This window comes from Microbacterium sp. DWRC1-3, from assembly GCF_049896645.1.
In the GTDB taxonomy this organism is placed as follows: domain Bacteria; phylum Actinomycetota; class Actinomycetes; order Actinomycetales; family Microbacteriaceae; genus Microbacterium; species Microbacterium maritypicum.
On record NZ_JAFCUS010000001.1, the window covers coordinates 471,189 to 497,900 of the forward strand.

At 68.5% G+C, this 26,712-nt stretch carries 23 protein-coding genes; all 23 read left to right on the plus strand.

Annotated elements, in window-relative coordinates; genetic code table 11:
* Positions 1–84 precede the first annotated feature (84 nt).
* Positions 85–1,452 (plus strand): replication-associated recombination protein A, encoded by a 1,368-nt coding sequence (locus ACP699_RS02275; RefSeq protein ID WP_426168843.1) that lies wholly within the window; start codon positions 85–87, stop codon positions 1,450–1,452.
* 182 nt (positions 1,453–1,634) lie between these two features.
* Positions 1,635–2,264, plus strand: a complete 630-nt coding sequence (gene rpsD, locus ACP699_RS02280) for a 30S ribosomal protein S4 (protein ID WP_017830546.1) — start codon at positions 1,635–1,637, stop codon at positions 2,262–2,264.
* A 111-nt stretch (positions 2,265–2,375) separates the two neighbouring features.
* Positions 2,376–2,564: a hypothetical protein gene (locus ACP699_RS02285; protein ID WP_017830547.1), complete on the plus strand. Its 189-nt coding sequence runs from the start codon at positions 2,376–2,378 to the stop codon at positions 2,562–2,564.
* A 52-nt stretch (positions 2,565–2,616) separates the two neighbouring features.
* The gene (alaS, locus tag ACP699_RS02290) at positions 2,617–5,277 is read left to right on the plus strand and encodes an alanine--tRNA ligase (protein ID WP_426168848.1); all 2,661 of its coding nucleotides are present in this window, start codon (positions 2,617–2,619) and stop codon (positions 5,275–5,277) included.
* Entirely contained in the window at positions 5,274–5,747 is a 474-nt protein-coding gene (gene ruvX / locus ACP699_RS02295) for a Holliday junction resolvase RuvX (RefSeq protein WP_055872485.1), read from the plus strand. The genes alaS and ruvX overlap by 4 nt, the downstream gene beginning before the upstream one ends.
* A gap of 2 nt (positions 5,748–5,749) precedes the next feature.
* Entirely contained in the window at positions 5,750–7,267 is a 1,518-nt protein-coding gene (gene mltG / locus ACP699_RS02300; RefSeq protein ID WP_151486391.1) for an endolytic transglycosylase MltG, read from the plus strand.
* A complete protein-coding gene (locus ACP699_RS02305; protein WP_426168853.1) occupies positions 7,254–8,084 on the plus strand; it encodes a shikimate dehydrogenase family protein in 831 nt (276 codons plus the stop codon). Before mltG ends, ACP699_RS02305 begins: the two co-directional genes overlap by 14 nt.
* 64 nt (positions 8,085–8,148) lie before the next feature.
* Positions 8,149–9,378, plus strand: coding sequence for a chorismate synthase (gene aroC, locus ACP699_RS02310; protein WP_055868088.1), 1,230 nt, complete (start codon positions 8,149–8,151; stop codon positions 9,376–9,378).
* Positions 9,362–9,880, plus strand: coding sequence for a shikimate kinase (locus ACP699_RS02315; RefSeq protein ID WP_055872488.1), 519 nt, complete (start codon positions 9,362–9,364; stop codon positions 9,878–9,880). Before aroC ends, ACP699_RS02315 begins: the two co-directional genes overlap by 17 nt.
* Positions 9,877–10,965: a 3-dehydroquinate synthase gene (gene aroB / locus ACP699_RS02320; RefSeq protein WP_055868093.1), complete on the plus strand. Its 1,089-nt coding sequence runs from the start codon at positions 9,877–9,879 to the stop codon at positions 10,963–10,965. The genes ACP699_RS02315 and aroB overlap by 4 nt, the downstream gene beginning before the upstream one ends.
* Positions 10,962–11,399: a type II 3-dehydroquinate dehydratase gene (gene aroQ, locus ACP699_RS02325; protein ID WP_127482339.1), complete on the plus strand. Its 438-nt coding sequence runs from the start codon at positions 10,962–10,964 to the stop codon at positions 11,397–11,399. Before aroB ends, aroQ begins: the two co-directional genes overlap by 4 nt.
* Positions 11,400–11,454: 55 nt before the next feature.
* Positions 11,455–12,015 (plus strand): elongation factor P, encoded by a 561-nt coding sequence (gene efp, locus ACP699_RS02330; RefSeq protein ID WP_017830556.1) that lies wholly within the window; start codon positions 11,455–11,457, stop codon positions 12,013–12,015.
* Positions 12,016–12,018: 3 nt separating this feature from the next.
* Entirely contained in the window at positions 12,019–12,429 is a 411-nt protein-coding gene (gene nusB, locus ACP699_RS02335; protein ID WP_055868103.1) for a transcription antitermination factor NusB, read from the plus strand.
* A 62-nt stretch (positions 12,430–12,491) separates the two neighbouring features.
* Positions 12,492–15,449, plus strand: a complete 2,958-nt coding sequence (locus tag ACP699_RS02340; protein ID WP_426168862.1) for a DEAD/DEAH box helicase — start codon at positions 12,492–12,494, stop codon at positions 15,447–15,449.
* An 81-nt stretch (positions 15,450–15,530) separates the two neighbouring features.
* Positions 15,531–17,108 carry a Rieske 2Fe-2S domain-containing protein gene (locus ACP699_RS02345; protein WP_055872494.1) on the plus strand — a complete coding sequence of 526 codons (1,578 nt, stop codon included), beginning with the start codon at positions 15,531–15,533 and terminating at the stop codon, positions 17,106–17,108.
* A gap of 82 nt (positions 17,109–17,190) precedes the next feature.
* Positions 17,191–17,721 carry a bifunctional pyr operon transcriptional regulator/uracil phosphoribosyltransferase PyrR gene (gene pyrR / locus ACP699_RS02350; RefSeq protein ID WP_426168866.1) on the plus strand — a complete coding sequence of 177 codons (531 nt, stop codon included), beginning with the start codon at positions 17,191–17,193 and terminating at the stop codon, positions 17,719–17,721.
* Positions 17,718–18,683 (plus strand): aspartate carbamoyltransferase catalytic subunit, encoded by a 966-nt coding sequence (locus tag ACP699_RS02355; RefSeq protein WP_017830561.1) that lies wholly within the window; start codon positions 17,718–17,720, stop codon positions 18,681–18,683. The genes pyrR and ACP699_RS02355 overlap by 4 nt, the downstream gene beginning before the upstream one ends.
* Entirely contained in the window at positions 18,680–19,984 is a 1,305-nt protein-coding gene (locus ACP699_RS02360; protein ID WP_426168870.1) for a dihydroorotase, read from the plus strand. The genes ACP699_RS02355 and ACP699_RS02360 overlap by 4 nt, the downstream gene beginning before the upstream one ends.
* Positions 19,981–20,493 (plus strand): hypothetical protein, encoded by a 513-nt coding sequence (locus ACP699_RS02365; RefSeq protein WP_055872495.1) that lies wholly within the window; start codon positions 19,981–19,983, stop codon positions 20,491–20,493. The genes ACP699_RS02360 and ACP699_RS02365 overlap by 4 nt, the downstream gene beginning before the upstream one ends.
* Positions 20,490–21,668 (plus strand): glutamine-hydrolyzing carbamoyl-phosphate synthase small subunit, encoded by a 1,179-nt coding sequence (gene carA / locus ACP699_RS02370; RefSeq protein ID WP_055868118.1) that lies wholly within the window; start codon positions 20,490–20,492, stop codon positions 21,666–21,668. The genes ACP699_RS02365 and carA overlap by 4 nt, the downstream gene beginning before the upstream one ends.
* Positions 21,668–24,955, plus strand: coding sequence for a carbamoyl-phosphate synthase large subunit (gene carB / locus ACP699_RS02375; RefSeq protein ID WP_055868121.1), 3,288 nt, complete (start codon positions 21,668–21,670; stop codon positions 24,953–24,955). Before carA ends, carB begins: the two co-directional genes overlap by 1 nt.
* Positions 24,952–25,797, plus strand: coding sequence for an orotidine-5'-phosphate decarboxylase (pyrF, locus tag ACP699_RS02380; RefSeq protein ID WP_426168875.1), 846 nt, complete (start codon positions 24,952–24,954; stop codon positions 25,795–25,797). Before carB ends, pyrF begins: the two co-directional genes overlap by 4 nt.
* Complete coding sequence (gene gmk, locus ACP699_RS02385) at positions 25,790–26,701, plus strand: guanylate kinase (RefSeq protein ID WP_288967602.1); 912 nt, start codon at positions 25,790–25,792, stop codon at positions 26,699–26,701. The genes pyrF and gmk overlap by 8 nt, the downstream gene beginning before the upstream one ends.
* Positions 26,702–26,712: the final 11 nt, after the last annotated feature.

The window sequence follows — 26,712 nt, forward strand, 5'->3', positions numbered from 1 at the left end:
CGAACGCCGCTCCACGGCGTCGCCTGAGAGCCTACCGGGATGGCGGAGGTTCGCCGAAGTGTCGGAGACCGCCGTTAGCCTGGGATGATGACGTCCCCTGCCGCGCTGCTCTCCGGGCAGACGCCCCTCGCCGTGCGCATGCGCCCTGTTTCCCTCGCCGAGGTCGCCGGGCAGCGTCATCTGCTGCGCGCCGGCTCTCCGATCGTCGCCCTCGCCGATCCCGAGGCGACCGCGCCCGGGGCCGTGTCGATCATCCTGTGGGGCCCGCCGGGCACCGGGAAGACGACGCTCGCGCAGGCCATCGCCCGCTCGTCGGGTCGTCGCTTCGTCGAGCTCTCCGCGATCACCGCCGGGGTGAAGGACGTGCGCGAGGTCATGCAGGAGGCCGTGACGCAGCGCGACCTCTACGGGCAGACGACGATCCTCTTCCTCGACGAGATCCATCGCTTCACGAAGGCGCAGCAGGACGCGCTCCTTCCCGGTGTCGAGAACGGCTGGGTGATCCTGATCGCCGCGACCACCGAGAACCCGTCGTTCTCGGTGATCTCGCCGCTGCTCTCGCGTTCGCTGCTGCTGACGCTGCAACCGCTCACCGACGACGACATCGGTCTGCTCGTCGACAGGGCGGTGACCGACGCCCGCGGACTCAACGGAGCAGTCGCCCTCAGCGATGAGGCCCGGTCGGCCCTCGTCCGGCTCGCTTCGGGTGATGCCCGTCGCGCCCTCACGGGTCTGGAGGCGGGCGCCGCGGTTGCGCTGTCCCACGCGACGGCCGCCGAGGCGGATGCCGAAGACGCGTCCGAGAGCCAGGGCGTGCCGGAGGTGTCCGCCGACGACATCTCGCAGGCAGTCGACAAGGCGCTGCTGCGCTATGACCGACAGGGCGACGAGCACTACGACGTCATCAGCGCGTTCATCAAGTCGATCAGGGGGTCCGACCCCGACGCCGCGCTGCACTATCTCGCCCGCATGATCGAGGCGGGCGAGGACCCGCGCTTCATCGCCCGGCGTCTGGTGATCTCCGCGTCCGAAGACGTCGGCCTCGCCGACCCGCAGGCCCTCGCCATCGCGGTCGCCGCTGCCGACGCCGTGGCGTTCATCGGCATGCCGGAAGGGCGCATCCCCCTCGCCGAAGCGACGGTCTACCTGGCGACCACCGCCAAGTCGAATGCGGCCTACGTGGGCATCGACGCGGCCATCGCCGACATCCGTGCCGGCGGTTTCGGCCGGGTGCCGCTGCACCTGCGGGATGCGCACTACCCGGGGGCCAAGCGCCTCGGGCACGGTCGGGGATACGTCTATTCGCACGACAGCGAGTTCGGGATCGTGCCGCAGCAGTATCTGCCGGACGAACTCGACGGGCGGCACTACTACGAGCCGAAGAACCTCGGGGCGGAGCGCGACATCGGTGCCCGTCTCGAGCGCATCCGCCGCATCCTCGGCGACCGCTGACCGCGCCGATCCGGCGGATGAGGGCGATCTGCTAGACTTGAGCGGCTCGAAACCGAGTTTTCGGGCATCTCCTCGTTCACACCCCACCTTGCTGGCGCCCCGGCGTGCGCTCCAAGGCAGAACGCGGACGATACGTCCGTGAGTCGTGAAAGACGCGACCACGTCATCGGAAGGAAAACTTCGTGACCACGAAGTCCCAGGACCGCCGCAAGGTGCGTCTCAGCCGCGCCCTCGGCGTCGCTCTCACCCCGAAGGCCGCCCGCTACCTCGAGAAGCGTCCCTACGCTCCGGGCGAGCACGGCCGCACCAAGCGCAAGGCAGACAGCGACTACGCCGTCCGTCTGCGTGAGAAGCAGCGTCTTCGCGAGCAGTACGGCATCCGCGAGAAGCAGATGCGCAACACCTTCAACGAGGCTCGTCGTCAGGACGGTCTGACCGGTGAGAACCTGGTCGAGCTGCTCGAGATGCGTCTCGACGCTCTCGTCGTGCGTTCGGGCTTCGCCCGCACCACCGCGCAGGCTCGCCAGCTCGTCGTGCACCGTCACATCCTGGTCGACGGACAGCTCGTCGACCGCCCGTCGTTCCGCGTGAAGCCGGGTCAGCTCATCCACGTCAAGGCCAAGAGCGAGGGCACCGAGCCCTTCCAGGTGGCAGCAGCCGGCGGTCACGCCGAGGTTCTGCCCCCCGTTCCGGGCTACCTCGAGGTCGAGCTCGACAAGCTCCAGTCGCGTCTGGTTCGTCGTCCGAAGCGCGCCGAGGTCCCCGTGACCTGTGAAGTGCAGCTCGTCGTCGAGTACTACGCAGCTCGCTGATCCAGCGATAGAGCAATCAGGCAGGAGGCGTCGGGATTCCCGACGCCTCCTGTCGTTTCCGCATACGATGGTGACACCGCGCCTTCGCGGATCAAGGGCAAGGATGACGTCATGAAGAGCATGCAGTGGTTCCTGATCGGTGTGATCGGTGGCTTCGTCGCCGCGCACTTCATGAACAAGGACCCCCGCGGCCACGACATCCTCGCCGAGGTTGATGCCCGCATCAACGGGTTCACCGCGATCATCGGCGACGCCTACCGCGAGCAGGAGGCACGGCTCACGGAGCCGGGCAAGAACTGAACCATCGCCGCGCTTCGGCGCAGCATCTTCACGCAAGGACACCCGGCACCCCATGAAAACTGCGGAGATCGCGCAGCGTTACCTCGACTTCTTCGAGAAGAACGACCACCTCATCGTCCCCTCTGCCTCCCTGGTCAGCGACGACCCGTCTCTGCTGTTCACGGTGGCCGGCATGGTGCCGATGATCCCGTATCTCACCGGCGTCGTGCCTGCGCCTCACCCGCGCATCGCCGACGTGCAGAAGTGCATCCGCACCAACGACATCGAAGAGGTGGGACGCACGGCGCGCCATGGCACGTTCTTCCAGATGCTGGGGAACTGGTCGTTCGGCGACTACTTCAAGGAAGGCGCGATCCGGTACGCCTGGGAGCTGCTCACCAGCTCCGAGTCGGACGGCGGCCTCGGCTTCGATGAGAAGGACCTCTGGGTCACGGTCTACGAGACCGACGACGAGGCCGAAGCGATCTGGCGCGACATCATCGGTTTGAAGCCCGAGCGCATCCAGCGCCTCGGACGCGCGGACAACTACTGGAACACCGGCCAGCCCGGGCCCGGCGGTCCCGACTCGGAGATCTTCTTCGACCGAGGTCCCTCGTATGGCAAGGACGGCGGTCCCGCCGTCGACGACTCGAGGTTCCTTGAGATCTGGAACCTCGTGTTCATGCAGGACTTCATCGAGAACATCCGCGGCAAGACGGAGTTCGACATCGTCGGCGAGCTGCCGATGAAGAACATCGACACCGGCATGGGTCTCGAGCGCGTCGCGTTCATCAAGCAGGGCGTCGAGAACATGTACGAGTCGGACCAGGTGCGTCCGGTGCTGGACCGCGCGATCGAGCTGTCCGGCCGCTCCTACGGCGCCCAGCACGAGGACGACGTGCGCTTCCGCGTGGTCGCCGACCATGTGCGCTCCTCGCTCATGCTCCTCTCCGATGGCGTGCGCCCCTCCAACGAAGGTCGCGGCTACATCCTGCGCCGTCTGATGCGCCGCACGGTCAGGGCGATGCGTCTGCTCGGCGTCGACGAGCCCGTGTTCCCCGAGCTGTTCGCCGCCTCGCGCGACGCGATGAAGTCGGCATACCCGGTGCTCGAGAAGGACTGGTCCGTCCTGTCGTCGTCCGCCTTCGCCGAGGAGGAGACGTTCCGTCGCACTCTCGTCGCCGGTTCGACGATCCTCGACCTCGCGCTCGACGAGACCAGGAAGGGCGGCGGGAAGACGCTCAGCGGACCCGAGGCCTTCCTGCTACACGACACCTACGGCTTCCCGATCGACCTCACTCTCGAGGTCGCAGAGGAAGCGGGCCTCGATGTCGACCGTGCCGCTTTCGACACGCTCATGCAGGAACAGCGTCAGCGTGCCAAGGACGACGCCCGCAACCGCAAGCGGCAGCTCGCCGACGTGTCGGTCTACCGTGAGCTGCGCGCCCTGGGCGAGACCGGATTCGACGGCTACACCGCGCTGGAGGTCGAGTCGCGTGTGCTCGGGCTCCTCGTCGACGGTGCTCCGGTGCGCAGCGCATCCGAGGGCCAGATCGCCGAGGTCGTGCTCGCCGAGACGACGCTGTACGCGGAGTCCGGTGGACAGGTGGCCGACAAGGGCACCATCGTCGGTCCCGGTTACGCGCTCGAGGTGATCGATGTGCAGAAGCCGGTCCCCGGCCTGATCAGCCACACCGTCGAGGTCACGCGCGGAACCGTCGCCGTCGACGACATCGCCACGACGGTCGTGGACGCCGCCAACCGCCGTGCCGCGCGTCAGGCGCACTCGGCCACGCACCTCGTGCACGCCGCACTCCGTGACACGCTCGGTCCGACCGCCACGCAGGCGGGCTCGTTGAACCGCGCCGGCTACATGCGCTTCGACTTCTCCTGGTCGCAGGCCCTCTCGGCCGACACCCGCAGCGAGATCGAGGAGATCACGAACCGCGCGGTGCAGGACTCCCTCGAGGTGACCACGCGCATCGTCTCGCTCGACGAGGCCAAGGAAGCCGGAGCAATGGCTCTGTTCGGCGAGAAGTACGGCGACGTCGTGCGCATGGTCGACATCGGCGGCCCCTGGTCGCGAGAACTCTGCGCCGGCACGCACGTGAGCACGAGCGCGGAGATCGGTCTGGTGAGCCTGGTCGGAGAGTCCTCCGTCGGAGCCTCCAACCGACGCATCGAAGCGCTCGTCGGTGCTGACGCCTTCCGCGAGCTGGCGGCGGAGCGGGCGATCGTCTCGCAGCTGACCAGCTCGCTGAAGACCCCGCGTGAGCAGCTTCCCGAGCGCATCGCCGATCTCACGGCGAGCCTGAAGGCGGCGGAGAAGCGCATCGCGCAGTTCGAGGCGAAGGAGCGCGCCGGACAGGTTCCCTCCATCGTCGAGGCGGCGACGCGCGTCGGAGCGTTCCGCCTCGCGGCGCAGAACCTCGGCGATGTCGCCTCCGCGGATGATGTGCGCGACCTCGTGAACGGCGTCCGCGATCGACTGGGTTCGGATGCTGCGGTCGTGGCATTGGGTGCCGTGGTCAACGGGCGTCCGGTCGTGGTCGTGGCCACCAACGATGCGGCACGCACGGCGGGCGCGAAGGCAGGGGCGCTGGCGAAGCGCGCCGCAGGCGTGCTCGGTGGCGGTGGCGGCGGTCGCGACGATGTCGCGCAGGGTGGTGGCGCGGATGCCGCGGCCCTTCCCGCGGCGCTCGACGCCATCTCACAGGAGCTGCACAGCGCGTGAGCGGCTTCCGCCGCGGTGTGCGGCTCGGCATCGATGTCGGCAGGGCGAGAGTCGGTGTCGCACGCTGCGATCCTGACGGGATGCTCGCCGTCCCGGTCGAGACCGTGCCGCGGGATGACGCATCGATCGATCGTCTCGTGCAGATCGCGGGGGAGTACGACCCCCTGGAATTCGTGGTCGGCCTCCCCGTGAACATGCAGGGTGCCGACACGGCATCGACCACGGACGCGCGGGAGTTCGCCGCTGCCCTTCACACGAGAAGCGGTGTTCCCGTGCGGCTGGTGGACGAGCGTCTCAGCACCGTGAGCGCCCACGCCGCTCTGCGTAGCTCGGGGAGATCTCAGAAGAACTCTCGTAGCATTGTGGATCAGGTCGCCGCCGTGGTGCTTCTGCAGCAGGCGATCGACATGGAGAAGAGCACCGGAAACCCGGCCGGTGCCACCATCTCGCCCGACGAGGAGCACGCCTGACGATGTCTGAACGCGACAGCGCCACCCCCCGGAACGACCCCGATTCCCGCCTGGGCGACCTGTTCGAGAATCTGCCCGATCCCACGAGACAGATCCCGACCGTCGACACCAGCGCCCCCGCGCCGGGGTCGCGCCGCGCCGCTCGTGAGGCCGCTGCCGGCGAGGGGAGCGCGACACCGGCCAGGGGAACGGACGGCACACCCGCTGAGCCTTCGCCCGTTCCGGTGCGTGCCTCGGCCGACGACGCGGTCGCCTCGGATGCGGAGGGTCCCTCTCCGACCCCGGTGCGCGCATCGGCCGACGCCGCAGACACCCCGACCCGCGCCATGCCGCAGGTCGCACCCGCAGCCATGCCGGCGCCCGCGACCGATGCGCCGGAACCGGTGATCGGCGGAGGACTCGACGATCTCTTCGCTCCGCACGACGACCACGTCCAGGCGAAGCCGAAGAAGAAGAAGCGCCGCAAGGGATGCCTGATCGCACTGATCATCGTGCTCGCGGTCTTCGGCGGTATCGCCGCAGGTGGCGCCTGGGCATGGAGCACCTACGGTGACAAGATCAGCGACGCCCTGGGGTGGGGCGAGTCGAAGGACTACGAGCCGGGCCTCGCGAACGGTGAGGCTCTCGTCACCATCAAGCAGGGCGACACGGGTGGGCCGGTGTCCACCGCGCTCTACGAAGCCGGTGTGACCAAGACCGAAGACGTCTTCTACGACTACATCGTCGACGAGAACCTCGCGGTCACGTTCTATCCGGGCGTGTATCGCCTGCAGAAGAAGATGACGGCGGAGGCCGCGCTCGCGGCGCTCAAGGACGATGCCAACAAGATGGCGAACGCCGTCTCGGTCGCCGAGGGCGGCACGATCGTGTCGTCGCTGCCCGACATGGCGGAGACTCTCGGGCTTCCGCTGGCCGACTTCGAGGCGGCCGTCCAGGACCCCATGGCCTATGGTGTGGACGCGCCGAGCCTGGAGGGCTGGCTCTTCCCCGCGGTGTACGAGTTCGATCCGGGAGTCACCGCGCCCCAGGTCATCCAGCGCATGGTCGATCGCACCCGCGAGTCGCTGAGTGCAGCCGGTGTGCCCGACGCCGATGCCGAACGCATCCTCACGATCGCCTCCATCATCCAGCGCGAGGGGCGTCTCGAGGACTTCCCGAAGGTGTCGCGGGTCATCCAGAACCGTCTCGACATCGACATGAAGCTGCAGATGGACTCCACCGCGCAGTACGGGTACGGATCCCTGCACGAAGGCGTCGTGTCGAGCTCCAAGGAAGCCCTCGAAGACGACAACGACTGGAACACCTACGTACGCACCGGTCTTCCCGCGACACCCATCGCCAGCCCGAGCGATGCCGCCATCAAGGCGGCGATGCAGCCCGCAGACGGTCCGTGGCTGTACTTCGTCACGATCAACCTCGCGACCGGGGAGACGCTGTTCACCCAGACGCTGGCCGAGCACGAGCAGGGGATCGAGAAGTGGCGCGAGTGGTGCCGGGCGAACCCCGATGGCGGCTGCTGAGACGGTGACGCGCTCTCGATTGGCGGTCTGGGGCGACCCGATCGCGCATTCCAAGTCCCCGGATCTGCATGCCGCCGCCTACCGCGTGCTCGGACTCGACTGGGAGTACGGACGACGCCAGGTGTCGGCCGACGACTTCGCGCCGGTGTTCGCTCAGCTCGACGACACCTGGCGCGGTCTCTCGCTGACGATGCCGCTGAAGGAACAGGCATTCCGTGCCGCGGCGACGCGGGATCGTCACGCGGAGCTCACCCGTGCCGTCAACACGCTGCTGATGGGGGAGCACCCCGCCGGGTTCAACACCGACGTGGGCGGGATCGTCGACGCCCTCGCCGAAGCGCAGGTCACCGACGTCGACCGCGTGCGGATACTCGGCGCCGGGGCCACCGCAGCGTCGGCGCTGGTCGCCGCCTCCGAGATCGGCGCGACACGCGCCGATGTGCGGGCGCGGCGTCCCGCGCCCGCGGCCGCACTGGCGGAGCTGGGGGAGAGGCTCGGCATGGTCGTCGATGTCCGATCCTTCGACGCGCCGTCGGAGACTGTCGAGCTGACCTTGGCGACCCTGCCCAGCGGAACCACGCTCCCCGCCGACACGGCGACGGCACTCGCTGCACAGGGTGGGGTGCTCTTCGACGCCGCCTACGCACCGTGGCCGTCTGCCCTCGCAGCGCGATGGGCCGACGGCGCCACGATCTCCGGGCTCGGGATGCTGCTGCACCAGGCGGTGCGCCAGATCCGTATCTTCCTGCACGGTGATCCCGCCGCCGAACTGCCGGATGAGGTCGCCGTGATCGCGGCGATGCGCGCCGCCATCTGACCCGATCGGCGTCGACGACGAAACGCGGCGCGGTGAGGGTGCGAACCCATGGGAGACTGGAGCAATGCTCCGCGTGCTCACGGCCGGCGAATCGCACGGCCCAGAACTCATCGCCGTCATGGAGGGTCTGCCCTCCGGCGTCCCTGTGTCGTCCGAGGCCATCCAGGCCGACCTCGCTCGCCGCAAGCTCGGCTACGGCCGTGGTTCGCGGATGAAGTTCGAGCAGGACGAGCTGACGATCTCCGGCGGTGTGCGCCACGGCAAGAGCCTCGGTAGCCCGATCGCCCTGCGCATCGGCAACACCGAGTGGCCGAAGTGGATCGAGGTCATGAACCCCGAGCCGGTCGAGCTCACCGACAGGTCCCGCGGACGCAGCGCTCCTCTCACGCGCCCGCGCCCGGGGCACGCCGACCTCGTGGGCATGCAGAAGTACGACTTCGACGAGGCACGTCCGATCCTCGAGCGTGCGAGCGCCCGTGAGACGGCGGCTCGCGTGGCTCTCGGCGCGATCGCCCGCTCGTTCCTCGGCGAACTCGGCATCCGTCTCGTCAGCCACACGCTCTCGATCGGTCCGGTACGCGTGCCTGAAGGCTCGCCTCTGCCCACCCCGGACGACGTGGACGCGCTCGACGCCGATCCGTTGCGCTGCTTCGACGCAGCCACCTCTGCACTGATGGTCGCCGAGGTCGACGATGCGAAGAAGGACGGCGACACGCTCGGTGGCATCGTCGAGGTTCTCGCCTACGGGCTGCCCCCGGGGCTCGGCTCGCACGTGCACTGGGACCGCCGCCTCGACGCACGTCTCGCGCAAGCGCTCATGAGCATCCAGGCGATCAAGGGCGTCGAGGTCGGCGACGGCTTCGAGACCACGCGTCGTCGCGGTTCGGCCGCGCACGACGAGCTCTTCGCCACCGCCGACGGCATCACCCGCGGCTCCGACAGGGCCGGCGGGACCGAGGGCGGCATGTCGACCGGAACCGTGCTGCGTGTGCGCGCCGGGATGAAGCCGATCGCCACCGTCCCGCATGCCCTGCGCACGATCGACGTCGCGACCGGAGACGACGCCACGGCCCACCACCAGCGCTCCGACGTGTGCGCCGTGCCGGCAGCCGGCGTCGTCGCCGAAGCGATGGTCGCGGTCGAGCTGGCCAACGCCGTGCTGGAGAAGTTCGGCGGCGACAGCATCCGCGAGACGCGTCGCAATCTCGACGGCTACCTGGCCGGCATCCCGGCCGAGCTGCGCACGACCCCTGCGTCCGAGGCGGCGCTCATCGCGCATGACGAGCGCGGCTGATCCGCTGACGCTGGTGCTGGTGGGCCCGATGGCCGCAGGCAAGACCAGCGTCGGAAGACGCGTCGCGCGTCGGCTCGGCGTCGCCTTCATCGACACCGACAAGCGCATCGTCGCCGCGCACGGGCCGATCCCCGCCATCTTCGAGGAGCACGGGGAGGCGCATTTCCGCGCCCTCGAGTGCGCCGCCGTCGCCGAGGCGCTGTCCGAGGGCGGAGTGATCTCCCTCGGCGGTGGTGCCGTGACGGAGGCGGCCACGCGAGATCTGCTCGCGGAGCATCCGGTCGTGTTCCTGACCGTCAGTCCCGATGCGGTCGCCGACCGGCTGCGCGGCAGCAATCGCCCGCTGCTGGCGGGAGAGGATCCGCTGGAGCGGTGGAAGAAGATCTTCGAGGAGCGTCGGGGGTGGTACGCCGAGGTGTCATCGGCGACCTTCGACACCTCACGTCGTCCGATGCAGAAGATCGCGGACGAGATCGTGGCATGGAGGAGAGAGCAGCGATGAGCACGACGACCATCAACGTCACCGGAAACGACGCCTACGACATCACGATCGGACGGGGGATCCTCGACCGGGTCTCCGCCGCCGTCGCGCCGGGGGTGCGCAAGATCCTCGTCGTGCACCCGCCGACGCTCGCCGCACGAGCCGCGGAACTGCGCGATCGTCTTCTCGCCGACACCTCCGACGGGCCGCGCGATGTGCTGCTCGCCGAGATCCCGGATGCGGAGCAGGGCAAACGCATCGAAGTCGCGGCCTTCTGCTGGCAGGTCATGGGCCAGGCTGATTTCACACGCAGCGACGCGGTCATCGGATACGGCGGCGGCTCTGTCACCGACCTCGCCGGTTTCGTGGCGGCCACCTGGCTCCGCGGCGTGCAGCTCATCCAGGTGCCGACCACGGTGCTCGGACTCGTCGACGCCGCCGTCGGAGGCAAGACCGGGGTGAACACGGCGGAGGGCAAGAACCTCGTCGGCGCGTTCTGGGCGCCGCGTGCGGTCATCGGCGACCTCGACGAGCTCGCCAGCCTGAGCCCGAACGAGGCGACGGCGGGCTTCGCCGAGGTCGTGAAGGCCGGGTTCATCTGGGCGCCGGAGATCCTCGACATCATCGAAGCAGACCCTGCTCGTGCTGTGGACCCCACGACCGAGGAGTTCCGTCGCGCCATCGAGCTCGCGATCGACATGAAGGCCAAGGTCGTGTCCGACGACTTCCGCGAGGCCGGCCTTCGCGAGATCCTCAACTACGGCCATACACTCGGCCACGCGATCGAGCACGCCGAGAGGTACCGCTGGCGTCACGGCGCCGCCATCTCGGTCGGGATGCTGTACGCCGCAGAGCTCTCCCGCCTCGCCGGCCGATTGTCCGACGAGGCCGCCGAGCGCCACCGCACCGTCCTCGAGTCCTTGGGACTTCCCACCTCGTACCGTGCCGGTGCCTGGCCGCAGCTGCTCGCCACGATGCAGCGCGACAAGAAGAGCCGCGGCGGGATGCTGCGCTTCATCCTGCTCGACGACATCGCCAAGCCCACCGTGCTGCAGGCTCCGGATGAGTCGCTGCTGTTCGCGGCCTACCAGGAGGTCGGGGAGTGAGCCGGCGGATCCTCCTCGTCAACGGGCCGAACCTGAATCTCCTCGGCACCCGCGAGCCCGAGGTGTACGGCACCGCGACGCTCGCAGACGTGGAACGGATCACCGGTACGGCGGCGGCCGAGCTCGGCTTCGAGGTGCGTGCAGTGCAGAGCAATCACGAAGGGGTGCTGATCGACGCGATCCACGCCGCGCGGGACGACTGCGCGGCCATCGTGATCAACCCCGGGGGACTCACCCACACCTCGGTGGTGCTCCGCGACGCGCTCACCGGAGTGTCGCTGCCGTTCGCCGAGGTGCACATCTCCGACGTCTACGCACGGGAGCAATTCCGCCACCACTCGTACCTCGACGACGTCGCCGCCGTGCGCGTCGTCGGGCGCGGTGTCGACGGCTACGCGGACGCCGTGCGACAGCTCGCAGCACTCATCCCTTAGAATCGACTGTCGGTCTCGTCCGACCCCGCAGACACACGAACGGAACTCGCAGCGCATGGCATCTACCGCAGACATCAAGAACGGCGTCGTCCTCAGCATCGACGGGCAGCTCTGGAGCGTCATCGAGTTCCAGCACGTCAAGCCCGGCAAGGGTGGTGCCTTCGTGCGCACCAAGCTGAAGAACGTCGTCTCGGGCAAGACCGTCGACCGCACCTACAACGCCGGCGCGAAGATCGAGATCGAGAACGTCGACCGCCGCGACTACACGTACCTGTACACCGACGGTGACGGCTACGTCTTCATGGACCAGACCGACTTCGACCAGATCACCGTCGGCGCCGCGACGGTCGGCGACGCGAAGCACTTCCTGCTCGAGAACCAGCAGGTGACGATCGCGATGAACAACGGCAACCCGCTGTACATCGACCTTCCCGCGTCCGTGATCCTCGAGGTCACCTACACCGAGCCGGGCCTGCAGGGCGACCGCTCCTCGGCCGGCACCAAGCCCGCCACGCTCGAGACCGGCTACGAGATCCAGGTGCCGCTGTTCCTCGAGACCGGCACCAAGGTCAAGGTCGACACCCGCACGGGTGACTACCTCGGCCGCGAGAAGTAAGGCGTGGGCGCCCGGACGAAGGCGCGCAAGCGCGCTCTCGACATTCTCTTCTCCGCCGATGTGCGCGGTGACGATCTCGCCGTGACGCTCGCCGCCGAGGCCAAGCGCGCCGCGAGCGAGCCCGCGCGTGAGGCCTCCTGGCTCTATGCGCGCGAGATCGTCGACGGCATCATCGACTCCCGTGACGAGATCGACGAGCAGATCACGACGCACAGCAGGGACTGGAAGCTGGAGCGGATGCCCGCGGTGGACCGCGCGCTGCTGCGCATCGCGGTGTGGGAGATCCTGTACAACGACGAGGTTCCGACCGCGGTCGCGATCGATGAGGCCGTCGAACTCGCGAAGGAGTTCTCGACCGACGACTCCGGTGCATTCGTGCACGGTGTCCTCGCACGGGTGGCCCGCTCCGCCTGATCCGTCCGAGACGGGGCACTGTCGGCGGTGTGATTGTCGGCGGTGCCGGAGAGGATGGCAGCATGTCCCTCTCCCGTGATCCGTCCCCTCCGGAGGGATCGGCGGCGGATTGGCGGAGCATCCTCGGTTCCGCGCGCGATGACGCCGACACGGCGCTCGCGCTCGGCGTCGAACTCCGTGTGCGCGATGGTCGCGGGGCCAACCCGTGGGCCTCGCGTCCGCAGCGCACGGCGACCGCCCGTGACGTCGGGAAGCGCACGGGCGAGATCCTGCTCGGCATCCGCCCGCTTGAGCGGAGCGCGTCGACCGGTGCCTGGGTGCAGGGCGCGGCCACGTGGGACGTGGTGCGCCGTTCCCCCACGCAGTACGGGCGCGATCGCTCGCGGTGGTTCGCTGACCTGCTCAGCATCGCTCGCGACACGCTGCTGTCGGGCACGGCCGGTGATTGGCTGGTCGCCGATCTGATCGAGTCCGGGCTCTTCTGGGGGCATCTGCGCGCTGGCGCGGAGGTCGGCATCCCCCTCGTCGCCACGCAGAAGAGCACCACTGTCGTGCTCGCCAGCGATGCCGCGATCCGGGCGACGGTCGGGAGAGACGACGGGGACGGGATCGTCGTGCGTCCCGACATCACGATCGATGGTCGCGGTGCAGAGCCCTTCGCCGTCCAGACGATCGGCCACAGCGGCGTGTACGAGATCGCGCAGCAGGGGAGCAGCATCCGGGTCACCCTCGCCGAGGTGCCGATCAGCGAGCCCGTCCATGCCCTTCTCGCCGCCAGGACCGGGCTGGCGGTGCCGGCCCGTGACGAGGCCGCCTTCTTCCGTGATGCGTATCCGCTGCTCGCGCGCCGCATCGAGGTGCGCCCTGTCGGCCGGATCGAGCTGCCGGCGCTGCCCGCACCCCGAGCGGTGATCACGCTGTCCTTCCGCCGCGGCGACACGGTCACCTACGCCCTCGAGTGGGAGTATCGCGGGTTCGGGCGGGTGCCGTTCTCTCCCAGCGGCGACGCGGTACGCGACGTCGCGGCCGAGGATGCGCTCCGGGACACGCTGCGGTCCGTCTGGAGAGAGCACCTGGGCGAGGAGCTCACCGCGACCGGCTCCTTCCACGACGTCGCCGCCGCCGAGTTCGTCACCCGCACGGTGCCTGCGCTCGAGGCCGAGGGCGTCACGGTCAGCGTCGAGGGCCGTCGCAAGAGCTACCACGAGCTCACGGGCGAGCCGGAGATCACCGTCTCGACCGTCGAGAGCAGCGATCCCGACTGGTTCGATCTGGGGATCCTGGTCAAGATCGACGGGCGCACCATCCCGTTCGAGCCGCTGTTCACGGCGCTCAGCAAGGGGCGCAAGAAGCTCCTCCTGGTCGACGGCAGCTACTTCTCGCTGAATCACCGTGCGCTCGATCGCCTCCGGGAACTGATCGACGAGTCCGGCGCGCTCGACGAGTGGGAGACCGGTCCGCGGATCAGTCGGTACCAGACCGATCTCTGGGAGGAGTTCGAAGACCTCGCCGATGAGGCGATCCCCGCCGTCTCGTGGCGTGCGACCGCCGACGGTCTGCGCGCGGCCACCTCGGTGCCCCCGGTCGCTGTGCCGTCGGGCATCACGGCCGAACTCCGCCCCTATCAGAAGGAGGGTCTCGACTGGCTCGCCTTCCTGTGGAGCCATCGCCTGGGAGGCATCCTCGCCGACGACATGGGGCTCGGCAAGACGCTCCAGCTCCTGGCCCTCATCGTGCATGCGCGAGAGGCGGGGGAGCGGCGACCCTTCCTCGCCGTCGTGCCGACATCGGTCCTCGCCACCTGGCGCAGCGAGGCCGAGCGCTTCGCGCCCACGCTCCGGGTGCGGCTCCGCGGAAACACCCAGGGTCCCTCGGTCGACGCCAGCATCCGCGACGTCGATCTCCTCATCACCACCTATGCCGTCGCCCGGCTCGACGAGGCCGAGTACGCGCGCGTCGAGTGGGCCGGACTCCTCCTGGACGAGGCGCAGTTCGTCAAGAACCCGGCGACCAAGCTGCATCGCGCCATCGCCTCGTTCCGCGCGGATGTGACGTTCGCGGTCACCGGAACGCCGATGGAGAACAGCCTGAGCGAGCTGTGGGCGCTGTTGAAGCTCACCGCTCCGGGTCTCTTCGCCTCGGCGCGGAAGTTCCGCGAGCAGTACATCCAACCCATCGAGCAGGGGAAGGTCCCCGAGAACGAGGAGGGCGGCGCCTACCGTCAGCGTCGCCTCGAGCAGCTTCGTCGGCGGATCCGGCCGCTGCTGCTGCGACGCACGAAGGAGCTCGTGGCACCCGACCTGCCGGCGAAGCAGGAGCAGATCCTCGAGGTCGAGCTCAGCTCCTCCCACCGGGCGCTCTACGACGTCGTGCTGCAGCGCGAACGGCAGAAGGTGCTCGGCCTGCTGGAAGATCTCGACCGCAACCGCTTCATCGTGTTCCGATCGCTCACCCTGATGCGCATGCTCAGCCTGGCCCCGGGGCTCATCGACGCCGCGGATGCGAAGATCGGCTCGCGCAAGCTCGATGTGCTGCTCGAGCGCGTGATCGAGTTGCAGGCCGAAGGGCATCGCGCGCTCGTGTTCAGCCAGTTCACGTCGTTCCTCGACCTCGCCGCGGCCCGCCTCGACGCCGCCGGCATCCCCTACGCGCACCTGGACGGGTCGACGCGCCACCGCCAGAAGGTCGTAGAGAGCTTCACATCGGGAGTGCAACCGGTCTTCCTGATCAGCCTCAAGGCCGGCGGATTCGGCCTCACCCTGACCGAGGCCGACTACGTCTTCCTGCTCGATCCGTGGTGGAATCCGGCGGCCGAGGCGCAGGCCGTCGATCGCACGCACCGCATCGGTCAGGACAGCCAGGTGTTCGTCTACCGGATGATCTCCACCGGCACGATCGAGGAGAAGGTGCTCGACCTGCAGCGCCGCAAAGCGCGGCTGTTCACGGCCGTGCTCGACGATGAGGCGCTGTTCGCGCAGTCGCTCTCCGCCGACGACATCCGTGGCCTGTTCGAGGACTGACCGGATTACTCACGGCCGGGTCGACCGGGCGCACAGGGAGCCGTCGGTACAATCGAACGGTTCACTTTCGGGAGGAATGCAATGCGGATCACGGGACTCGGCCACGCCGGGATGTTCATCGAGACGGTCGGCGGGAACATCATCTGCGACCCGGTCCTCGGACCCTCGTTCTACGGATCCTGGTTCCCGTTCCCCGACAACCGCGGTCTGGACTGGGAGCGCTTCGGACGCGAGGCCGATTTCCTCTGGATCTCGCACCGGCACCGCGACCACTTCGACCCGCGGCTCCTGGAGCGCTACATCCGCAAGGACATCGAGGTGCTGCTTCCGGAGTATCCGACCGACGACCTCGAGAAGGACATCCGCGCCCTCGGCTACACGAACATCACCTACGCTCCTGCCGGCCAGGTGATCCAGCGCGGTGAGCTCAAGATGATGATCACGCCGCTGCGCGCGCCCAGCGACGGCCCCATCGGCGACTCCTCCCTGAGCGTCGACGACGGCACCGGCTCGATGCTGAACCAGAACGACTCGCACCCGCTCGACCTCGAGAAGCTGCTCGACTTCGGCAAGCCCGACGCCTACTTCACCCAGGTGTCCGGTGCGATCTGGTGGCCCATGGTCTACGACCTGCCGCTGGACGCCAAGCAGAACTTCGCCCGGCTCAAGCGCGAGGCGCAGAACAAGCGGGCGATGTACTACATCGAGAAGGTCGATGCCCCGCACGTCTTCCCGATGGCAGGGCCCCCCATGTTCCTGCGTGACGACCTGTTCGACTTCAACGGTCTCGGCAAGAACGGCGAGTCGATCTTCACGGACCAGAAGCAGTTCCTCGCGCACATGAAGGAGCTCGCGCCGCAGTACGACGGTCAGCTCTTCATCCCCGGCACGGTCGTCACGATCGACGGGGGAGAGGTCACGAGTGAGCAGACGCTCTACACCGAGGCCGAGATCGCGCACATCTTCGATGAGAAGTGGGAGTACCTCGAGGAACAGCGCGCGAGCCGACAGCAGGAGATCCGCGACGAGGAGGCGTCTCGCGCCGAGATCATCCCGCCCGCAGAGATGCTCGAGGCGATCAAGACCTGGTGGGAACCGCTGCTGAAGAAGTCCCGCACCATCCGGCTCGGTGTCGGCGGTTGCGTGCGCTTCCGCATCGGCGAGCTCGACATGGTGGTCGACTTCCCCCGCGCGAAGGTCCGCGAGTACGCGGGCGAGGAGTGCGTGTACTGGTACACGATCCCCGCCGACCTGGTCTCGACGAACATCGTCGATCACGAGATCGACTGGTCCAACTCGATCTTCCTCTCGATGCAGTTCTCGGTGGGCCGCAGTGGCAAGTTCAACGAGTTCCTCACCACGTTCCTCAAGTGCCTCTCGGTCGATCGGATCGAGTACGTGGAGAACTGGTACCAGGAGCAGACCGACCAGACCGAAGATACCGAGATCGGCGACTGGGTCGTTCAGCGCCGCTGCCCGCACCTGCGCGCCGACCTCACCCGCACGGGCACGGTCGACGAGGACGGGATCCTCACGTGCAGCATGCACGACTGGAAGTGGGATCTGAAGACCGGCCGCTGCCTCTCCACCGCCGGCCACCCGATCCGCTCGTCGAAGATCGACGAGGTCACCGATCCGGTCCTGCAGGAAGCGAGCTGATCCGCCGGAGCTCGCGCTCCGATAGACTTTCGTCACAAGCAACCTTTAACACCGTCCTGTGAGGCGGAGAAGGGAGCGGCCGATGAGCATGCGCACTGTGCTGCACGAAGCCGACATCTCACGAGCGCTGACCCGTATCGCGCACGAGATCCTCGAATCCAATCGAGGTGCCGAGAACCTCGTCCTGCTGGGCATTCCGACCCGCGGCGTCACTCTCGCCCATCGCCTCGGCCGGCTGATCAGCGAGATCGCGCAGCAGTCCGTCCCGGTCGGCGCGCTCGATGTCACGCTCTTCCGCGACGACCTCGCCAAGCACCCGACGCGTTCCCCGCGGCCCACCGAGATCCCGGTGGGCGGAATCGACGGCAAGACGGTCGTGCTCGTCGATGACGTGCTCTTCTCCGGCCGCAGCATCCGTGCCGCTCTCGACGCCATCCAGTCGATCGGACGCCCCGCCGTCGTGCGCCTGGCGATCCTCGTCGACCGCGGACACCGCGAGCTCCCGATCCGCCCGGACTTCATCGGCAAGAACATCCCCTCCGCCCGCACCGAGCGGGTCAACGTGCGCCTCTTCGAGAACGACGGGGCCGAGGAGGTGACGATCGGCGAATGAGACACCTCCTCGACACCCGCACCCTCGATCGGGCGACCGCCCTGCGCATCCTCGATGTCGCCGAGGACATGTCCGACACGCAGTCGCGTGAGGTCAAGAAGCTCCCGACGCTGCGCGGCAAGACCGTGGTGAACCTCTTCTTCGAGGATTCGACACGCACCCGCATCTCGTTCGAGGCCGCCGCCAAGCGCCTCTCCGCCGATGTCATCAACTTCGCGGCGAAGGGGTCCAGCGTCTCGAAGGGCGAGAGCCTGAAGGACACCGCGCAGACGCTCGAGGCCATCGGCGCCGACGCGGTCGTGGTCCGCCACCCCGGATCCGGCGCCCCGCAGACGCTCGCCACCAGCGGCTGGATCTCCGCCGGCGTCGTCAACGCCGGAGACGGCACGCACGAGCACCCGACGCAGGCCCTGCTCGACGCCTTCACCATCCGCAAGCGCCGCTTCGGCGCCGAGAGCCGCGGTCGCGATCTGAGCGGACTGCGGGTCGTGATCGTCGGCGACGTGCTGCATTCGCGGGTCGCCCGCTCCAACGTCTGGCTGCTCACCACGCTCGGAGCAGAGGTCACCCTGGTCGCGCCGCCGACCTTGGTGCCGCAGAACGTGTCGCTCTGGCCGGTCCGCGTGGTCTACGACCTCGATGAGGCTCTGGCCGAGGACCCGGACGCGGTGATGATGCTGCGTATCCAGCTGGAACGCATGAACGCTGCATATTTCCCGACTGAGCGGGAGTATTCCCGTCGATGGGGTCTGGACGCACGGCGTGTGGCCGGTCTTCCGGCAGGTAGCATTGTCATGCACCCCGGACCCATGAACCGGGGACTGGAGATCTCCTCCGAAGCTGCCGATTCCCCCCGCTCGACGGTGCTGGAACAGGTCACGAACGGGGTCTCCGTCCGCATGGCGGTGCTGTACCTGCTGCTGGCAGGAGAACGAGACGACGAACGAGGGGGAGACCTGTGAACGAGACCCTCGTCATCACCGGTGCACAGCTGCTCGGTGCCGAGAGCGCCGACATCATGATCGAAGACGGCCGGATCGCCGAGATCGGCACCGGGCTCACGCGCTCCGGCGCGCGCGTCATCGACGCGGCAGGGCTGGTCGCCCTTCCGGGACTCGTCGATCTGCACACGCATCTGCGCGAGCCCGGCTACGAGGCTTCCGAGACGATCCTCACGGGAACGAGGGCGGCGGCTGCCGGTGGCTTCACCGCCGTGTTCGCGATGCCCAACACCTCGCCGGTCGCCGACACCGCCGGTGTCGTCGAGCAGGAGCTCGCGCTCGGCGAAGCGGCCGGCTACGCCACGGTGCAGCCCATCGGCGCCGTGACGGTCGGGCAGAAGGGCGAGCGCCTCGCCGAGCTGGGAGCGATGGCCACGTCCCGCGCACAGGTCCGCGTCTTCAGCGACGACGGCTTCTGCGTGTTCGATCCGCTCATCATGCGCCGCGCGCTGGAGTACGTGAAGTCGTTCGACGGCGTCATCGCCCAGCATGCGCAGGACCCCCGCCTCACCGAGGGCGCGCAGATGAACGAGGGCACGGTCTCGGCCGAGCTCGGCCTGGCCGGATGGCCCGCCGTCGCCGAGGAGTCGATCATCGCCCGCGACGTGCTGCTGGCCGAGCACGTCGGATCGCGGCTGCACGTGTGCCACCTCTCGACCGCGGGCTCGGTGGACATCATCCGCTGGGCCAAGAAGCGCGGCATCAACGTCACCGCCGAGGTCACCCCTCACCACCTGCTCCTCACCGACGAGCTCGTGCGCGGGTACGACGCGCGCTACAAGGTCAATCCTCCGCTGCGTAGGGAAGAGGATGTGCTCGCCGTGCGCGAGGGCCTCGCCGACGGCACGATCGACATCGTCGCCACCGACCATGCGCCGCACCCGAGCGAGCACAAGGCGTGCGAGTGGCAGGCCGCGGCGAACGGCATGGTGGGGCTGGAGAGCGCCCTGCGCGTCGTGCACCAGTCGATGGTGCAGACCGGGCTTCTCGAGTGGTCGGACATCGCGCGGGTGATGAGCGCAGCACCGGCACGGATCGGGCGACTGGCAGGTCACGGCACGCCGCTCGAGGTCGGTCAGCCGGCCCAGATCACGCTCTACGACGCCTCGGTCGAGGGCGTGTTCACGGAGGCCGACCTCCACGGTCGGAGCGTGAACTCGCCCTACCTCGGCCGCGCCCTCCCCGGACGCGTGCAGTACACGATCCACGGCGGTGTCCTCACCGTCGACGGCGGAAGCGTCGTCGAGGAGCTTCGCGCATGAGCGCTCGGGACCTCGCCGTCGCGATCACGATCGCGGTCGCGCTCCTGGTGCTGCTGGTGATGCTCCTGGCCTGGCGACGACGAATCCGCCGCGACTCCGTGTTCACGGCCCCGCTGGGGGTTCCGGAGCACGCGGAGGTCTTCCGCCGCGACGAGGTGCTCTACGTGTCAACGACACGGCACGAGCAGCCGCTCGAGCGTCTCGCGGTGTCGCCTCTCGCGTACCGGGCCCGTGGTGAGCTGGCGGTCACGGATCGCGGCATCGCCCTCTGCCTCGATGGCGCGCCGACGGTCTTCCTCGCGAACGACCGCCTCGTCGCCATCGACCGCGCCACGGTCACGATCGACCGCGTCGTGGAGCCCGGCGGCCTCGTGCGCCTCGCCTGGAGCATCGACGACGACACGGTCGTCGACAGCTATCTGCGCCTCGCCACCGGCGACCCTCAGAACCTCATCTCCGACCTGCAGCGGCTCGTCCCCGCCGCCCCCGACACAGGAGCAACGTCATGACCCTTTCGACATCCTCCGGGCAGGCCTCCGCGGCCCAGCTCCCCGATCCCGCCGTCCTGGTCCTGGAAGACGGCACCCGACACATCGGACGCGCCTACGGCGCGCGCGGTCGCACACTGGGCGAAGTCGTCTTCGCGACCGGCATGTCCGGATACCAGGAGACCATCACCGATCCCTCCTACGCGGGGCAGATCGTCCTGCAGACGGCACCGCACATCGGCAACACCGGCATGAACGATGAAGATGCCGAATCGCGCCGCATCTGGGTCGCCGGCTACATCGTGCGCGACCCTTCGCGCGTCGTGTCCAACTGGCGGGCGAACGCCTCGCTCGACGACGTGCTCGTCGAGGACGGAGTCGTCGGCATCAGCGGCATCGACACCCGTTCGATCACCCGGCACATCCGCTCGGCCGGCTCCATGCGCGGAGGGATCTTCTCCGGGGCGGATGCGGCGCTCGACCCGCAGGAGCAGGTGCGCATCGTCCGCGAAGCCCCAGAGATGGCCGGACGCAATCTGTCCGCCGAGGTCTCGGTCGACGTCGCGACCGTGACGACCGCCATGGGCGAGCGCATCGGCAACCTCGCCGTGCTCGATCTCGGTGTGAAGCAGGCGACGATCGACAACCTCGCCGCCCGCGGCTTCGAGGTGCATGTGCTGCCGCAGAACGTGACGATCGACGATATCCGCGCTGTCGATCCCGTCGCGGTGTTCTACTCGAACGGTCCCGGCGACCCCGCGGCCTCCGGCGATCACGTCGAGCTGCTGCGCTCGGTGCTCGATGCGGGGCTGCCGTTCTTCGGGATCTGCTTCGGCAACCAGCTGCTCGGGCGCGCCCTGGGCCTCGGCACCTACAAGCTGCCGTTCGGGCACCGCGGCATCAACCAGCCGGTGCTGGACAAGCAGACCGGCAGGGTCGAGATCACGGCGCACAACCACGGCTTCGCGGTCGAGGCTCCGATCGAGGGCACCTTCGACAGCCCGAACGGCTACGGCAAGGTCGAGGTCAGCCACGTCGGCCTCAACGACAACGTGGTCGAGGGACTCCGCGCCCTCGACATCCCCGCCTTCTCGGTGCAGTACCACCCCGAGGCCGCAGCAGGCCCGCACGACGCCAACTACCTCTTCGACAGGTTCCGCGACCTGGTCATCGCAAGCCAGAAGGACTCCAAGTAATGCCCAAGCGCGACGACATCAATTCCGTCCTCGTCATCGGCTCCGGCCCGATCGTCATCGGTCAGGCGTGCGAGTTCGACTACTCCGGCACCCAGGCGTGCCGCGTGCTGCGCGAGGAGGGCGTCCGGGTCATCCTGGTCAACTCCAACCCGGCCACGATCATGACCGATCCCGACTTCGCCGATGCGACCTACATCGAGCCGATCACGTGGCAGGTCATCGAGACGATCATCGCCAAGGAGCGGCCCGACGCGATCCTGCCGACGCTCGGCGGGCAGACCGCGCTGAACGCCGCGATCGAGCTGCACAACCACGGCATCCTCGAGAAGTACGACGTCGAGCTCATCGGCGCCAGCTTCGAGGCGATCAACAAGGGCGAGGATCGTCAGATCTTCAAGCAGCTGGTCCTCGATGCGGGGGCCGACGTGGCGGACTCGCGCATCGCGCACACGATGGATGAGGTGCTGGCGGCCGCCGATGAGCTCGGCTACCCGATGGTGGTCCGTCCGAGCTTCACGATGGGTGGCCTCGGCTCCGGATTCGCGTACGACGAGGAGGATCTGCGTCGCATCGCCGGCGCGGGCCTGCGCGACTCGCCCACCACCGAGGTGCTCCTGGAGGAGTCCATCCTCGGCTGGAAGGAGTACGAGCTCGAGCTCATGCGCGACACTGCCGACAACACGGTCGTCGTCTGCTCGATCGAGAACGTCGACCCCGTCGGCGTTCACACGGGCGACTCGATCACGGTCGCTCCCGCACTCACCCTCACCGACCGCGAGTACCAGAAGATGCGCGACATCGGCATCGACATCATCCGCGCGGTCGGCGTCGACACCGGCGGTTGCAACATCCAGTTCGCGGTGGACCCGACCAACGGTCGCATCATCGTCATCGAGATGAACCCGCGCGTCTCGCGCTCCAGCGCTCTGGCGTCGAAGGCCACCGGATTCCCGATCGCCAAGCTCGCAGCCAAGCTGGCCCTGGGCTACCGTCTCGACGAGATCCCGAATGACATCACGGGTGTCACGCCGGCGAGCTTCGAGCCGACGCTCGACTACGTCGTCGTGAAGGTTCCGCGCTTCGCGTTCGAGAAGTTCCCGGCCGCCGACGCGACGCTGACCACGACCATGAAGTCCGTGGGCGAGGCCATGGCGATCGGCCGCAACTACGCGACTGCCCTGCAGAAGGCGCTCCGCTCGCTGGAGAAGCGCGGATCGAGCTTCCACTGGGGCGCCGAGGAGCGCTCGGTGGAGGAGCTTCTCGAGATCTCGAAGGTTCCGACGGACGGCCGGATCGTGACGCTGCAGCAGGCGCTGCGCAAGGGCGCGACGGTCGAGCAGGCCTTCGACGCGACGGCGATCGACCCGTGGTTCCTCGACCAGATCGTGCTGATCAACGAGGTCGCAGAGATCGTGCGCACCGCGTCCGAGCTCGACGCGGCGACTCTTCGCTACGCCAAGGAGCACGGCTTCTCCGACGCGCAGCTCGCCGAGCTCCGCGGCATCTCCGAAGCGGAGGTCAGGGGCGTGCGTCACGGCCTCGGCATCCGCCCGGTGTACAAGACGGTCGACACCTGCGCCGGCGAGTTCCCCGCCCTCACCCCGTACCACTACTCGAGCTACGACTTCGAGACCGAGGTCGCGCCGTCGGATCGCACCAAGGTGGTCATCATCGGCTCCGGACCGAACCGCATCGGCCAGGGCGTCGAGTTCGACTACTCGTGCGTGCACGCGTCGTTTGCGCTGTCGGATGCCGGGTTCGAGACCGTCATGGTCAACTGCAACCCGGAGACGGTCTCGACCGACTACGACACCTCTGACCGCCTGTACTTCGAGCCGCTGACGCTCGAGGACGTGCTGGAGGTGCTCGACGCCGAAGCCGCGAGCGGCACCATCCTCGGTGTCGTGTGCCAGCTCGGCGGGCAGACGCCGCTCGGACTCGCGAAGGGCATCGAGGCCGCCGGTTACACCGTTCTCGGAACCAGCCCCGAGGCGATCGACCTGGCGGAGGAACGCGAGCTCTTCTCCCGTCTGCTCGATGACGCAGGTCTCGTCGCGCCGCGCAACGGCACCGCGATCGATGTCGAAGGCGCCGTACGTATCGCGGAGGAGATCGGCTACCCGGTGCTGGTGCGTCCGAGCTTCGTGCTCGGCGGCCGCGGCATGGAGATCGTCTACGACACCGCGTCGCTGCGCGACTACTTCGTGCGCACCGCGGGGGAGGTCGTCATCGAGGAGGGCAAGCCCCTTCTCGTCGATCGCTTCCTCGACGACGCGATCGAGCTCGACGTCGACGCGCTCTACGACGGAACCGACCTGTACATCGGCGGCGTCATGGAGCACCTCGAAGAGGCCGGCATCCACTCGGGCGACTCCAGCTGCACGCTGCCGCCGGTCTCGCTCGGCCGCACCGACGTCGACCGGGTGCGCGAGGCCACACTCGCGATCGCCGAGGGCGTGGGAGTGCGTGGACTGCTCAACGTGCAGTTCGCCATCAGCGCCGGAGTGCTCTACGTGATCGAGGCGAACCCGCGTGCGAGCCGCACCGTGCCGTTCGTGTCGAAGGCGCTCGGCATCCCCATGGCCAAGGCGGCGAGCCGCGTGATGACCGGTTCCACGATCGCGGAGCTGCGCGCGGAGGGCCTGCTTCCCGAGCAGGACGGCTCCCGCGTCCCGCTCGACGCACCGGTGTCGGTCAAGGAGGCCGTGCTCCCGTTCAAGCGGTTCCGCACCGCCGACGGCAAGACGGTCGACTCCGTGCTCGGACCGGAGATGCGCTCCACCGGTGAGGTCATGGGCATCGACCGCGACTTCCCGACGGCGTTCGCGAAGAGCCAGGCGGCGGCCTATGGCGGCATGCCCACGTCGGGAACCGTGTTCATCTCGGTCGCCGACTCGGACAAGCGTGCGGTCATCCTGCCCGCGCACCGCCTTCAGCAGCTCGGCTTCACGATCGTCGCGACCGAGGGCACAGCCGAGATCCTCTCGCGTAACGGCATTGCCGTCACGGTCGTCGAGAAGTACAGTGCGACGCAGGAGTCCGGGGCCAAGAACATCGTCGACCTCATCAACGAGGGCGCGATCGACATCGTCGTGAACACTCCGTCCGGCGGCGCCGCTCGCGCCGACGGCTACGAGATCCGCGCCGCAGCGGTGGCCGCCGACAAGGCGCTGTTCACCACGATGGCCGTGCTCGGTGCCGCGGTGAGCGGAATGGACGCCGCCCACGAGGGCTTCCAGGTGAAGAGCCTCCAGGAGTACGCGCTGGACCGGAAGGCGGCGCTGTGAGCGAACGCTTCGGCGAGCGGGTGCGCTCCGCCCTCCGGGCGAAGGGACCGCTCTGCGTCGGCATCGACCCCCACGCCGCGCTGCTCGCGGCGTGGGGGTTGACCGACGACGCGCAGGGGGTCCGTGAGTTCGGCCTGCGCACGGTCGAGGCAGCCGCAGGGAAGGTCGCCGTCGTGAAGCCGCAGGTGTCGTTCTTCGAGCGCTTCGGCTCTCGAGGCATCGCGGCGCTCGAAGATGTTCTCGCCGCTGCGCGCGCTGCCGGACTGATCGTGATCGCTGACGCCAAGCGGGGCGACATCGGATCGACGATGGACGACTACGCGCGTGCGTGGCTCACGCCGGGTTCGCCGCTGGAGGCCGATGCCCTCACCGTGAGCCCGTTCCTCGGGGTGGGTGCTCTCGACGGGACTTTCGCCGTGGCCGAGAAGAACGGAAAGGGCCTGTTCGTGCTGGCGGCGACCAGTAACTCCGAGGCGGAAGGGCTGCAGCGGTCCACGGACTCCGCCGGCATCACGGTGTCGGCAGCGGTCATCTCCGAGGTCTCTGCGCGCAACGCCGAGTCGTCTGCCGCGGGGGAGTGGGGGAGCTTCGGATTCGTCATCGGCGCCACCGTCGACTGGACCAGGGCCGGTATCGAGCCGTTCACGCCGGCAGCACCGATCCTCGCTCCCGGTTTCGGTGCACAGGGGGCCACTCCGGCTGATCTCCGTCCGCGTTTCGGGACGATGTCGGCAGCGGTGATCGCGAGTGAAAGCCGCAGCATCCTCTCCGCCGGTCCGGCCGATCTGATGGAGGCCATCTCCGTACGTGCGGCCGAGTATCGCGAGGTGGCCGGTGTCTGACGCACAGCGCACGGTCCCCGAGGTCGACAGGGCTGCAGCGGCGCGCCGCGCCGTGGAGCGCCGCCGCGCCAGGGCCTCGGTCAAGCGCGACCTCACGATGCGCGTGGTGACACCGCAGGACGTTCTTCATCGTGCGAGCGCCGACGCCGATTCGGTGGAGGGCTCGATGCGCATCACCGACTTCCTGCTGGCACTTCCCGCGATCGGCGCTGGCAAGCGCGACCGGGTGCTCGAGGAGCTGCACATCTCGCCGGTCAAGCGTCTCGGTGGGCTCGGCGCGCGCCAGCGCCGGGTGCTGGAGTCGTGGCTCGACTCGCGCTTCCCGGTGCCGACGCCTCGTGGTGCCCGGAGCCGGCTGCTGGTCCTGGCAGGGCCCACCGCCGTGGGCAAGGGCACGGTCGCCGCACACATCCGCGAGCACAACCCGGAGATCCACCTGTCGGTCTCGGCGACGACCCGGCCCCCGCGTCCCGGTGAGATCGACGGCGTGCACTACTACTTCGTCGACGATGCGGAGTTCGACCGGCTCATCGCCGACGACGAACTGCTCGAGTACGCCGTGGTGCACAACCGCTCCCGGTACGGCACGCCGCGCGCGCCGATCGATGCCGCGCTGGCCGAGGGCAAGACGGTCCTGCTCGAGATCGACCTGCAGGGTGCGCGTCAGGTGCGTCGCGCCGAACCCGCCGCGACACTGATCTTCCTGCTGCCTCCGAGCTGGGATGAACTCGTCCATCGGCTGGTCGGACGAGGCACCGAAGACGCCGAGGAGAGGGCCAGACGACTGCGCACCGCGAAGGTCGAACTCGCCGCTCAGAACGAGTTCGATCACCTCATCGTGAACGAGGACGTCGCCACGGCGGCTCGCGAGGTCGTAGAATTGTCTACAAGCTCTGCGCGCTGAGCGTCTTCGCG